Below are 12,516 nucleotides of genomic sequence, written 5' to 3'. Positions count from 1 at the left end.
GCGCACAGCTATTTGAGGACTCACCATGATTGACCAATTACGCCAGCAGCTTGACGAGCTTGGCGAAAACTATGTAGAAAAAAACGCCGCTTTCAAAATCAAGGTCATTCCATTTTTTTGCGCTATTAGCATTAAAAAAGATCACAAAAATGAAAACCGCCTCAACTTTTATTCAAATCAACTTATTGAGATATTTTTAGTTGTTTTGCTCATATTATTTGGCGTAACGTTATATAAAGCGGACGGTGGGTTTACAGATGGCCCACTGCATTTTGCATTTGCAATTGTAATCACTTTTAACTTAATTATTAAGCAAATAGCCATCGAAGGCCTAAAAACAAGGCTTGCTTTTGAGCGTTTAAATACGGCGAATAAGCAACTTCAAAACGTTAATAAGCAAAACACATAGCAAAGTATGTACTTAAATCCTAATTGGCGAATACTTACTGTTGGCGATGGCGACTTATCGTTTTCTCATGCGATTTTTGAGCACGTAAAACCAAATAAGTTAGTCGCCTCAACTTACGATAGCGCACAAACCATAGAACAAAAATACCCTGATAACGCTTTAAAAAAATTGCGTGAATGCAGTGTTGACGTTCTTAATAATTTTGATGTGACGAGCAAAGCGTGTTGGCAAACATTAAAAAGTAACAACCAATACTTTGATGTAGTCATTTTTCAGTTCCCACTTATTCCTGCATTTGTAGGTAAAGAGGCGTTTGAAGCTAGCACTCGTCAATCAAGTATGAACGTTTTAAACAGAGCCCTATTACATCAATTTATTAAATATGCCACTGAGTTTGCGTTAAACCCAAATGGCCCAATGCTTTGCTTTATAACCTCTAAAGATGTAAAACCTTATCGTGAATGGAACATAGAAGGCAGTTTAAACGAACGTTTAAGCAGCAAATATTGTGGCCAAATGCCATTTGATATAACACGTTTTTCGGGCTATAAAATTCGTAATGTTGACCGTGACAAACACGTCAAAGACACAAGCGGGATCACGTATGTATTTAGCCCAAAAAGTAGCACCTTAGAACCCCAACTAGCCAAACAATTAACCAAACCCAGCTACTTAACATCAAACCATTGCGCGCTTTGCCGAGTTGGACCCTTCATAGCAGAAGAAGACCAAGCAAAACATCTTAAAGCTAAAAAGCACTTGCAAATGTTACGCCTAGAATCTGATTGGCAACACTGGTTAAACACCTTTTACAGCTAACTATTGGCTGCTTTAATTAAGTCAGCCGCCTTTTCTGCAATCGCTATAACGGGGGCATTAGTGTTACCTGTGACAATTGTGGGCATTATTGACGCGTCAACAACACGTAAATTATTAACGCCATGCACTTTTAACTTGCTGTCAACAACCGACATCTCGTCCTTACCCATTTTACATGTCCCAACGGGATGATATTCAGTGTCAGCTGTTTCACGAATAAACTCTATTAACTGCTGATCATTATTTATATCGAGTGGATAAACCATATCTGCACGTATTTCATCAAAGGCTGGGCTATTCATTATTGCGAGTGTTTTTTTCAAACCCAACAACATTATGTTTAAGTCATCTTGATGGCTTAAATAATTAGGATCAATCAGTGGTGCTGCATAGGGGTCATTGTTTGCAAGCTTGATAGTCCCTCTACTTTTAGGTCGCATAATACTGCTATGAATACTGTACCCATGCCCATAATGCAACTTGCGACTATGATCGTCTACTAGCCCAATTACTAATTCGAGTTGAACATCAGGTGCCGGCGAATCTTTAAATAATTTAATAAACGCATGAGACTCCGCAAAGTTACTTGTTAAACATCCGTTTCGTTTACTAAACCAATCTGCAACCCCTTTGGTAACTTGAAGCGCACCTTTTGGGCTTATACCAAACGTACCGGCACTATTATTGGCTTTAAAAAGTGGAACCACTGTTAGATGGTCTTGTAAATTTTCACCAACGCCTTCTAACACAACCTTCACATCAATATTATGTAATTTTAAATGCTCTTTTGGTCCAATCCCCGACAACATTAAAATTTGCGGCGAATTAATAGCCCCCGCACTCAAAATCACCTCTTTATTAGCCGTTAACTCTATTTGCTGTTTGTTACGTGTTATTTGCACTCCTTGCGCAGTTATATTTTTTATATTTATTTTTTTAACGTGGCAATGTGTGAATACGGTTAGGTTATCCCTATTTAAATTAGGTGTTAAATACGCTTTCGCTGCACTACAACGCTCTCCTTTATGCTGTGTAACCTGCGACAAACGTGCACCACTTTGTTCTTTACCGTTAATATCATCATTTAGCGGTACCCCTTGTTCAGCGCAAGCATTTAAAAAATACTGATTAACAGAACTTGGCGTATTTAGCTCTTGTACATAAAGCGGTCCACCAACTCCATGCAATGGGTTATTTATAAATTCACTGTTGTTTTCAGCTTTTATAAAATAGGGCAACATGCTTTTATAATCCCAGCCAATGTTCCCCTGCTTTTCCCACTCATCATAATCGTGTTTATTACCTCGAATATAAACCATTGCATTGATTGAGCTTGAACCACCGAGCACTTTACCCCTTGGCATAAAACCGCACCGATTGTTAAGTGCTTTTTGGGGTACTGTATTATAGTGCCAACTATTAATACCATAAGGCACGCTGGCAGCAACTGCAGCTGGCATTTGAACAAGAGCGCTTTTATCTCCCCCGCCGGCTTCAATTAAACATACACTCACATTTTTATCTTCAGATAAACGCGAAGCAATAACACACCCAGCACTACCTGCCCCTATAACAATGTAATCAAATGTTGTGCTCTGCATGTGAGCCCTTATGAAAAATTAATACCTTATTAATACTGCATAGAAAAACACATCAAAACTTGATATTTTTAGACACCAAGTTGCTGGAGTAATGCATGAAAAATTTTATTAAGGCCACATCACTACAAGGGATAGACTCGCTTGTTAAGAGCTTAGGCGCTGACATATCACAAATAATGACACAGCTTGGCCTTAACATTTGCTTTAATAACTTAGAGCAACAATACTTGCCCTATAGTACTTACGCCGAACTCCTTGAGCATTGTGCACATACGCTCAACTGCCCAAGCTTTGGGCTGCAACTAGCCAATAAGCAGAGCTTTGATATACTTGGCCCTATTGCTATAGCAGCAAAAAGTAGCACTAATTTAGGTGACGCCCTCAACTGGGTTATTAAATATTTGCACCTACACACTCCCGCTTTAAGTTTAACTATTCATCCGTTAGAGGCTGATAAAACTCTCTTTTTATCATTTCAAATAAACTTAAACCCATTACCTAAAACAACCCAGGTTTTAGAACTAACTATCGGCCTCGCCATGGGAGTAATAAAAAAAATAAGTAATAACACCTGTAAACCACAAGCGGTATTTTTACCTCAAAAGCAACTTACTAATACCCGCGCATACAACACTTACTTTGGCTGCAAAGTCACGCACAATAGAAATAGTGCCGGTATTGTTATTTTAAAAACAGATTTAGCATTATCAATTGCACAACCCCAGTACGATAAAGTACCTGCCGCGCTGCAGTTTTTAGCTCAAAGCGAACAGCAAAATCAATCCCTGCCAACTCAAGTAAGCGCGTTAATTAGGCCCATGTTGCCAATATATCAATGCACAAACGAAACCATAGCAGCAGCGCTGGGTATGCACCCAAGAACATTGCACAGAGAGTTAAATAAACACAACACAAGCTTTGTAAAACTAAAAGACTCAACCCGGCGCTCATTAGCTGCGCACTATTTGGCGCAAAACCATTACAGTATTTCAACCATATCAGAGCTATTAGGTTATCAAGAACAAGCGACACTTAGCGCCAGTGTAAAACGTTGGTTTGGTTATTCTCCGCGAGCATACAGAGCTAAAAAAATGATAAACTTAAATAAACATAATTCTAAGGAATGAGTATGAACTTTGTAATTGTAGGTACTAATTTTATCAGCGACACATTACTTGACGCTGCTAATACTCTCGCTGATTTTAATTTATACGGGGTTTGCTCTCGCGCGCTTTCAAGCGGCGAAGCATTTTTAGCAAAGCACCCGCAAAATACACATGCAAAAACGTTTACCAGTATTGAACAAGTTTGCCAAGACGAATGCGTTGACGCAGTTTATATAGCCGCGCCCAACAGCTTGCACAAACAGTATGCGGTTAGGTGTTTAAACGCAGGTAAACATGTACTCGGTGAAAAGCCGTCTGCAGCCAATAGCCAAGAACTAAAAGAAATCATAGCCACCGCTAAGCAAAACCAGTGCTTATACATGGAAGCAATGATGACCACCCATTTACCTAACTTCACATTGTTAAAGCAAGCACTTAGCAGAATAGGCACTCCTCGAAAGTACATAGGTCAATACAGTCAATATTCATCTCGTTACGATAAGTACAAAAATGGGGAGCGCCCTAACACCTTTTTACCTGAATTTGCCAACGGTGCTTTGGTCGATTTAGGTATATACCCTCTTTACTTGTTAATTGCACTTTGGGGCGCGCCGCAAAGTGTAAATGCAAGTGGCGTATTACTAGATACCGGTGTTGATGGCGCAGGCGATGTACTGCTTAATTATTCAAATAAGCAAGCTGTGATTAGCTACTCAAAAATATCGCAAGGCGACAACATAACAGAAATACAAGGTGAACTAGGCAGAATGCGTATTGAAGCCGTATCGCAACTCAAAAAAGTAGAGTTTATTGCTAACAATGGCGAATCAGAAATTATATCTGAACAATTTGATGAGCATTTTATGAAGTTTGAAGTTGCTCACTTTATGCAACTCATAGAAAAAAAACAATGGGAGTCTGATGTAAACACCTTCGCGTTGTCATTAGATGTTATGAATGTACTTGACGAAGCTCGTAAACAATTAGGTGTGATTTATCCAAACGATAAAACACATTAATTTAGCCCTTGACTGGGGTAAGTTGTATATGGGCGTTAACCAACGACAGTTAACGCCCATGGGGAAATGCAAATCACTATACCAATTACACACTTGTTATCTACGCACATTTAAGTAACGATCCCCATCCGTGGGCAATCAATTTGATATAATGACCTAAAGTATTTACCAAATACTGACTGACAATAGAGCTATTACTCAATCTTAATTAGAAAACAGCCATTGCTCATTTTAACGGCGTAAATCAAAACTAACACACAAAAACATAACCAATCAAGCTAGCCAATTGTTTAATTTTAAACTAAATTGGTATTACACAAATCAAACCAACAAACAATATTGTTTTATAACCAAATCATAGCGCTAGAATTTTGACATATTAGTGAGGTTTGGGGTAACCTTGTCGGTTAATAAATGATATAAATTTTTAGACCTAAATGGTCAATATTCCTTAGGGTATGAAGGTACAATATGGGTAATCGTCGCTTATTTTGGCGCATTGTTGATAAAATAGAGTCTTTAATAAATCAAGGCGAATTTACTGCTGGGAGTCGTTTACCTCCTGAGCGTGAACTTGCAGAAATGTTTGACGTAAGTCGCCCAACAATTCGAGAAGCAATTATTGCATTAGAAGTACGTGGACGGGTTGAAGTTAAAACCGGTTCGGGTGTTTATGTTGTTGAACAAAAAAATGCCTCTATAAAATCAAAAGAGATCAGCGCATTTGAATTAACTCAGGCCCGCGCACTCATCGAAGGCGAGATTGCAGCACTTGCCGCTCAAAGTATTACAGAAGAAGAACTTGAGCAGCTAAATCAAACGCTAATAGTAATGGAAAAAGGGCTTTATGTAGAGCAAGCAGACCGAGAATTCCATGAAATAATTGCCAGAGCAACACGCAATAAAGCGCTTGAATTTGCTGTTTCTAACTTGTGGGATTTACGATTAAAAAACCCACAAATTGTTGCCGATTACAGTAGTGTTTGTACTAATAACAACGAATGTGTGATGGATGAGCACACCGCTATTTACACGGCATTAAAAGCACATGACGCAAGTGCAGCCCGTGCGGCCATGCATAAACACTTCAACCGATTAATAAATGCATTGTTTGACGCTGTAGAAGCGCGTGCTCTTGAAGAAATAAAACGTAAAAATGACGAAAAACGCGGTCTTTACTCTTTAGACGGTCTCGTTAATAAAAGCGCTCACTAAGTTTAAACATACTAACAAACACCTGTTTGCTAGTATGTTGCCCTTCATTAGATCTTACTCTAAACAGCCACACCTATTTTTTAATCGCAAACACTTACCAATCGTACTAAAAGCAGATATTATCCCGCCACAAAATATAGCCATTGCATCTTAAATAGTGGAAATTTATTAACCCCTATTAACAGTGCTTTAAATTAGGGACAACAATGCAATCAAGTACCAAAGACTTCATATTAGCAACTGTTTGCTTATTAATTGCCATGATGACCATTCAATCGGGTGCGTCGTTTGCAAAGCAACTATTCCCAATTGTTGGCCCCGAAGGGACGACCGCGCTTAGGCTTGGTTTTTCTGCACTTATATTATGTTTAGTATTTAAACCATGGAAACATATACCTGCCAGAGGAAACCGCTTAGCTATTGTGGTTTATGGTTTAAGCTTAGGTGGAATGAACATTCTGTTTTACTACGCTATTGAGCGCATACCCTTGGGTATTGGTGTAGCACTGGAGTTTACTGGCCCCCTTGCCGTTGCTTTATTTAGCTCTCGCCGTAAACGCGATTTATTTTGGGTTGCCTGCGCCATTGCCGGTATATTACTTTTATTGCCCGATATGAGCGGTGAAGAGAGCTTAGATCCTGTTGGTGTTATTTTAGCTTTAGCAGCAGGTGCATGTTGGGCTGGCTATATATTGTTTGGTAAAAAAACCGGAATGCAAAGCTCAGGTGGTGCAACGGTTGCCCTAGGTATGACCGTTGCGGCCATTGTGCTTGTGCCCTACGGAGGCATTATGCAAGCGAGCGCATTCACATGGGAAGTTATTCCTCTGGGGATTGGTATTGCAGTTTTATCAAGTGCGTTACCTTATACGCTTGAAATGGTGGCACTGCGTAATATGCCTTCTCAAGGCTTTAGCATAATGATGAGCCTTGAACCTGCCATTGCATCACTTGCTGCCTTTGTTATTTTAGGCGAGCTACTCACACTCTGGCAGTGGTTAGCCATTTTATTAGTAATAATAGCCTCGGCAGGAAGCTCTTTTTCTGGTGAATCAAAAAAGTAGCCTAAACCAAAAGCCATCAACCACGATGGCTTTTTTGTTAAGCTGTATGTGCTTTTTGTTTTTCTTTTTTAGCAGAATAAACAAATCCTATTAACGCAATAAGCGGCATTGCAGCCGCAACTAAAGCTATACTTTCCCACCCGCCAAACTCATATAATGAGCTAGCAATTAATGACCCAACAGCACCGCCCAAAAATATACTGGTCATGTAAATGGCGTTAAGCCGAGCACGACTTTGTGGCTCTAGCGAATAGATTACCCGTTGGCCAAGTACCATATTGGCTTGCACTGCAAAATCAATTAAAACACCGGTTAGCGCCAATATGATAATGCCGTTTGGTAAATCAAATAAGCTGGGTAAAAAACACAATAATGCAATCACTTTGGCTAATAACGACATTTCGTAGGTATAGCCTTTGTCAGCTAAACGCCCAACAATAGGCGCTGCAACAGCACCGGCTGCGCCTACTAAAGCAAACAATGCTATTTGAGTTTGCGAAAAACCATATTCTCTGGCAAGCACAACAGGCACTGTCGTCCAAAACAAGCTAAATGACGCAAACATTAGCCCCTGGTAAAAAGCACGTTGACGAAGCACAGGTTGACTTATTACCAGCGACTTTAACGATCGTAATAAAGCAAAGTAACGTGTTTTATGCGTTGGCAACCTTGTGGGTATAGCAAAGTAAATAACTAAAGCAATAAATACCATGCATCCCGCGGCAAAAAAGAACACGGCACGCCAGCCAAAATGATCAGCAATTATGCTGGCTACTGGTCTTGCTAGCAAAATACCCAACAACAGCCCCGCCATAATATTACCTAAAACTTGCCCCCGCTTTTCGTCTGACGATAAATGCGCCGCCAACGGAATAAGTACCTGCACCGATACCGAGCTTGCCCCCACTAGCAAACATAAAAACAGCATTGTATTTGGAGTTTGAACAACCCCCAGTCCAATTAAGCTAATAAATGTAATACACAGAGTAATTAACATTAACCGTTTATTTTCAACTAAGTCGGCTAACGGCACTAAAAAAAATAACCCAATGGCATAGCCAATTTGAGTTAAAGACACAATAAAGCTGGCACTGTGTGCACTTAAACCCACATCCGGGGCTAACAATTCTATAATAGGTTGTGCATAGTAAATGTTGGCAACAATTAAGCCGCAACATAGTGCAATAACGCTTACAAGAGTACGGCTGATCTGCACAGGCTCTGCGCTTAAATTAGACATGGCATTCTCAAAATTAATTAAATAAAACCTCAAGAGACTGAGGTTTTTTATTAGGTCACTTTATGGGCGAAGGCTTTCCGTGCGGGCTTGAACGTAAATATTGCTTAGGTGCGTTAACTGTTGCACCCAATTCAGCTGCTGCATGCCATGGCCAATGTGGGTTATATAAAATACCTCTAGCTAAAGCCACTGCATCCGCTTTGTGCTCGCTTAAAATATTTTCTGCTTGTTGCGCTTCGGTAATTAAACCCACCGCAATAACCGGCATATTAACGGCCTGTTTTATTGCAGTAGCCAAAGGCACCTGAAAGCAAGGCTCAACAGGTATTTGCTGTAAAGGGCTTAAACCCGCAGTACTTACATGAATAAAATCACAGCCAAGCTCATCAAGCGCTTTAGCAAGCGCTATTGATTGCTCTAAATCCCAACCACCTTCAACCCAGTCAGTCGCTGAGATTCGAATACCAACTGGTTTATTAACACTAAACTCAGCGCGCACTGCTTTAAATACCTCCAATACAATACGCATTCTGTTAGTAAGGTTTCCGCCATATTCATCGTCACGCTTATTTGAAATGGGCGACAAAAACTGGTGAAGCAAATACCCATGAGCACCATGTAATTCGATCAGATCAAGGCCTAGCTCGTCGGCGCGTTTAGCTGCGCTTGCAAAGTCCGCAATTAATTGCGCTATATCTGCTTTACTCATTGCAACAGGTTCAAACGAATGCTCATCGTAAGCCTGTGATGATGGCGCGATAGTTTGCCAACCATTTTTATCGCTAGGTGAAATAGCACCTACGTCGTCCCACGGTTTACCGGTTGACGCTTTACGCCCTGCATGCGCAAGCTGAATACCTATAGGCATGTCACTATATTGCCTAACCGCGTTTAAAGTTTTACCTAATGCTTTTTGGGTTTCATTATTCCACAGACCTAAATCACCATAGCTTATTCGCCCCTCAGGGCTTACAGCCGTCGCTTCCATAATAAGTAAACCGGCTCCACTTAAACTCAGTTGACCTAAATGAATAGTATGCCAATCAGTTGCCTCACCATTAATAGCTGAATATTGGCACATAGGTGCAATAATAATGCGGTTAGGTAAACTGAGCTTACCCAAAGATAACGGCGAAAAAAGCTGGCTCATAACAGATCCTTGATGCATACGAATTAAAAATTAAATTGAATGTACGAACTAATAAACACATTCGCCCATTTAGTCATATAAAAACCTTTATTTAAAAGTAGGTTATGGGGAGGTAAAACTTTTTTTAAACCGCTACAACTTACTAAAAAATAAATGGCTCCCTGTCCAGCCAAATAAACTTACAAAAAATTAACACCACCAAAATCCAAGCATGCAAAAAAGGATGAATAGTCATTCAAATATTCACAAAAATTAAAACCGTACATAAATTGTACCTTACACGGGTAAAGCTAATAATAAATGGGTGATAAATTTAACAAACCCAACAAACCACACTCATCCAACCCTTTTTTATTCTAAAAAAGTGAATTTTAATTCAATTTACACATTCCCTGATTCGATTGTGACTGATATCATATTCACTGTACTTTACTTATGTTAAATCTTTGAACTAGGGATCATTTTTATGTTTAAACCAAGCTTGTTAACCTTGGCTATGTCGGGCGCCCTATCTAGCGCTTTTTTACTTCCAAATACTGCGTTTGCCCAAGAGCAAGAAGCCGCAAAAGACAAATCACTTGAAGTTATTGAAGTAACAGCAACACGACGTAGCGGCTCAGTGCAAAACGCACCGCTTAACATTACAGCGCTTGATGCCGACATAATGAAAGACCAAAACATCAGCGAGCTCGCCGATGTAGCACGTTGGGTACCTGGTTTAACAATTACCGATCAAGGTGGTCGTTCTGGTTCACCTATTATTGTACGTGGTTTAAACACAAACTCTTCAGGTCCATCATCAGACGGTGGCACCGTTGCAACTTACATTAACGAGATCCCAGTCGCCATTGATATGCGCCTAGTCGACGTAGAGCGCGTAGAGGTTCTTATTGGGCCACAAGGTACGCTGTACGGTGCAGGTACATTAGGTGGTGCTATTCGTTACATGCTTAAAGAGCCTGAGCTTGATTTCACATCACTTGAAGTATTCGGCAATGTATCGCAAACACAAGAAAGCGACTCTATTGGCGGTGAAGGTGGATTCATATTTAACTTACCATTAATTGAAGACACACTTGCCGTTCGTGCTAGTTTAAACATTTACGAAGACCCAGGTTTTATTGACTATGGTTACGTAGTGCGTGAGCCGGGCGTATCGTTACCTGATCCAGATTGGACCGACAGCGCAGCAGTTAACAACAACCTTAAAAATGTAGAAGACGCCAACGGTGAATCAACCACTACAGGGCGTATTTCTGTTCGCTTTAAACCAAGCGAAACATTTGAAGGTACACTTAACTACTTTTACCAAAACCAAGACAGCGAAGGTCGTTCAATTGTTCATTACAATACATTAAGCGCCGATAACGGTCTTAGCGATTTAATTGGTGAATACGAGTCAGGTTATCGCTACGAAGAACCACGTGAAAAAGAAAACCAACTACTAAGCTTAGAGTTAAAAGCAGACCTAGGTTTTGCTGAATTAGTATCGGCAACAGGTATTTCAAATTTTGATGCAGACGGCCAACGTGACCAAACCGATTTACTTATTCGCCTTGATTACGGCTACGAAGAATTTCCTGCGTTTTCATCGTTCACACGTGAAATTGAAGAGCAAGACACGGTCACACAAGAAATTCGTTTAGTATCACAAAACGACAGTGACATTAACTGGATTGTAGGTGGCTTTTACAACAAAATTGAAAGCGATGCGTCTAGCCAAGAATACACGCCAGGCTTTGGCGACTTTGCAGTAGAAAATTTTGGCGCAGATCAATCTCGTCCAGATCAACTTGAGTACTACTCAGTTGACCGCGTTGAAATAACAGAGTCAGCTTTATTTGGTGAAATTGGTTACCAAGTTACCGACAAACTCGATATTACCGTTGGTGCTCGTTTTTACAAATACGATGTAGAATCTGAGTCAGCGGTCGATTTTCCATTATTTAATACCTTATTCGGCGGCGCAGGCCCAGACGACGTAACACTTAACTTTGAACAAAATGAAGCAAGCGACAACGGCAGCCTATTTAAATTTAACGCCAAGTATCAATTTACTAATTCAGTAATGGGTTACGCAACAATAAGTGAAGGCTTCAGAATTGGTGGTTCAAATGGTTTAGCACCTTGTCCTGATCCATTACCAGCTAACCAAGCGGGTTGTGGTAACCCAAGTGAAATGCTTTACGATGCAGATACAACAACTAACTACGAGCTTGGTTTTAAAAGCACATGGTTAAGAAGCCGTTTACACTTTAACGCCGCATTATTTAATATAGATTGGGACGACGCACAAGTTGCCGGTGCAACTGAGGTAGGCCAACTACCGTACTTGTCTAATGCCGGTTCAGCCAATGCGAAAGGTATTGAAATATCGTCGCGTGCAATTTTATCTGACTCATTCTCTGTGTATTCTACATATGCATACACAAAAGCAGAGCTAACATCAGACGCACCATTCTTATTTAATTCAGACGGCACAGATGGTGCAGAAGATGGCGACCGTTTACCAGGCTCGTCTGAGCACCAGTTTTCAATGGGTGTAAACTATCAAACCGATGTGTTTAACGACAAAACGCTTGATATTAACTACGGTATTACCGCACAAAGCGATGTAATATCTCGTGTTGGTTTACGCGATAACGGTGAAACATTGCCAGGTTATAGCTTAAGCAACATTTCAGCTAAACTAACTGCCGATGAGTGGTCAGCGACCGTTTACGTAGACAACGTATTTAATAAATACGCCGTTACGTCTGTTCGCCGTTCAGATGCCGATATTACCTCCGCAAATAGAACTGATATACAACGTAACTATGGTTACTTTATCAACCGTCCATTAACGGTAGGTATTAAATTTAATTATAAGTTTGAAATATAATTAACCGCTAAG

At 40.2% G+C, this 12,516-nt stretch carries 10 protein-coding genes; 7 read left to right on the top strand and 3 right to left on the bottom strand.

Going from position 1 to position 12,516, the window contains the following annotated elements; genetic code table 11:
• Positions 1 to 25 precede the first annotated feature (25 nt).
• Together MTF67_RS04545 and MTF67_RS04540 are read left to right on the top strand one after the other, a co-directional pair.
• Positions 26 to 409 carry a hypothetical protein gene (locus MTF67_RS04545; RefSeq protein ID WP_006791613.1) on the top strand — a complete coding sequence of 128 codons (384 nt, stop codon included), beginning with the start codon at positions 26 to 28 and terminating at the stop codon, positions 407 to 409.
• 6 nt (positions 410 to 415) lie between these two features.
• A complete protein-coding gene (locus tag MTF67_RS04540) occupies positions 416 to 1,228 on the top strand; it encodes a class I SAM-dependent methyltransferase (RefSeq protein ID WP_008129714.1) in 813 nt (270 codons plus the stop codon).
• On the opposite strand, the gene MTF67_RS04535 is transcribed toward MTF67_RS04540, so the two are convergent.
• On the bottom strand, positions 1,225 to 2,829 hold the full coding sequence (locus MTF67_RS04535) for a GMC family oxidoreductase N-terminal domain-containing protein (protein WP_248518836.1): 1,605 nt from the start codon (positions 2,827 to 2,829) through the stop codon (positions 1,225 to 1,227). The genes MTF67_RS04540 and MTF67_RS04535 overlap by 4 nt on opposite strands.
• Positions 2,830 to 2,924: 95 nt before the next feature.
• Between MTF67_RS04535 and MTF67_RS04530 the strand changes: the two genes are divergently transcribed.
• The 4 genes from MTF67_RS04530 (at position 2,925) to MTF67_RS04515 (ending at position 7,233) form a co-directional block, all read left to right on the top strand.
• Positions 2,925 to 3,956, top strand: a complete 1,032-nt coding sequence (locus MTF67_RS04530; protein WP_008129710.1) for an AraC family transcriptional regulator — start codon at positions 2,925 to 2,927, stop codon at positions 3,954 to 3,956.
• 2 nt (positions 3,957 to 3,958) lie between these two features.
• Positions 3,959 to 4,954 carry a Gfo/Idh/MocA family oxidoreductase gene (locus MTF67_RS04525; RefSeq protein WP_248518835.1) on the top strand — a complete coding sequence of 332 codons (996 nt, stop codon included), beginning with the start codon at positions 3,959 to 3,961 and terminating at the stop codon, positions 4,952 to 4,954.
• Positions 4,955 to 5,425: 471 nt separating this feature from the next.
• A complete protein-coding gene (locus tag MTF67_RS04520; RefSeq protein WP_006791608.1) occupies positions 5,426 to 6,169 on the top strand; it encodes a FadR/GntR family transcriptional regulator in 744 nt (247 codons plus the stop codon).
• Positions 6,170 to 6,375: 206 nt separating this feature from the next.
• The gene (locus MTF67_RS04515) at positions 6,376 to 7,233 is read left to right on the top strand and encodes a DMT family transporter (protein WP_138739589.1); all 858 of its coding nucleotides are present in this window, start codon (positions 6,376 to 6,378) and stop codon (positions 7,231 to 7,233) included.
• A gap of 37 nt (positions 7,234 to 7,270) precedes the next feature.
• On the opposite strand, the gene MTF67_RS04510 is transcribed toward MTF67_RS04515, so the two are convergent.
• Positions 7,271 to 8,473: an MFS transporter gene (locus MTF67_RS04510; protein WP_248518834.1), complete on the bottom strand. Its 1,203-nt coding sequence runs from the start codon at positions 8,471 to 8,473 to the stop codon at positions 7,271 to 7,273.
• Positions 8,474 to 8,528: 55 nt separating this feature from the next.
• A complete protein-coding gene (locus tag MTF67_RS04505) occupies positions 8,529 to 9,623 on the bottom strand; it encodes an NADH:flavin oxidoreductase/NADH oxidase (RefSeq protein WP_248518833.1) in 1,095 nt (364 codons plus the stop codon).
• 466 nt (positions 9,624 to 10,089) lie between these two features.
• Here MTF67_RS04505 and MTF67_RS04500 point away from each other — a divergent pair, with 466 nt between their 5' ends.
• Complete coding sequence (locus MTF67_RS04500) at positions 10,090 to 12,504, top strand: TonB-dependent receptor (RefSeq protein ID WP_248518832.1); 2,415 nt, start codon at positions 10,090 to 10,092, stop codon at positions 12,502 to 12,504.
• The last annotated feature ends 12 nt before the right edge of the window (positions 12,505 to 12,516 follow it).

Source organism: Pseudoalteromonas sp. 2CM32C, assembly GCF_023161925.1.
GTDB lineage: Bacteria > Pseudomonadota > Gammaproteobacteria > Enterobacterales > Alteromonadaceae > Pseudoalteromonas > Pseudoalteromonas marina.
Note: the sequence above shows the minus strand (reverse complement) of the source record. Positions and strands in the feature narration are given on the sequence as shown.

Bases quoted from the DNA above. Each gene is read 5' to 3' on its own strand.
- MTF67_RS04540 (WP_008129714.1), top strand. From the start codon at position 416: ATGTACTTAAATCCTAATTGGCGAATACTTACTGTTGGCGATGGCGAC.
- MTF67_RS04535 (WP_248518836.1), bottom strand. From the start codon at position 2,829: ATGCAGAGCACAACATTTGATTACATTGTTATAGGGGCAGGTAGTGCT.
- MTF67_RS04515 (WP_138739589.1), top strand. From the start codon at position 6,376: ATGCAATCAAGTACCAAAGACTTCATATTAGCAACTGTTTGCTTATTA.
- MTF67_RS04500 (WP_248518832.1), top strand. From the start codon at position 10,090: ATGTTTAAACCAAGCTTGTTAACCTTGGCTATGTCGGGCGCCCTATCT.
- MTF67_RS04520 (WP_006791608.1), top strand. From the start codon at position 5,426: ATGGGTAATCGTCGCTTATTTTGGCGCATTGTTGATAAAATAGAGTCT.
- MTF67_RS04545 (WP_006791613.1), top strand. From the start codon at position 26: ATGATTGACCAATTACGCCAGCAGCTTGACGAGCTTGGCGAAAACTAT.
- MTF67_RS04530 (WP_008129710.1), top strand. From the start codon at position 2,925: ATGAAAAATTTTATTAAGGCCACATCACTACAAGGGATAGACTCGCTT.
- MTF67_RS04505 (WP_248518833.1), bottom strand. From the start codon at position 9,623: ATGAGCCAGCTTTTTTCGCCGTTATCTTTGGGTAAGCTCAGTTTACCT.
- MTF67_RS04510 (WP_248518834.1), bottom strand. From the start codon at position 8,473: ATGTCTAATTTAAGCGCAGAGCCTGTGCAGATCAGCCGTACTCTTGTA.
- MTF67_RS04525 (WP_248518835.1), top strand. From the start codon at position 3,959: ATGAACTTTGTAATTGTAGGTACTAATTTTATCAGCGACACATTACTT.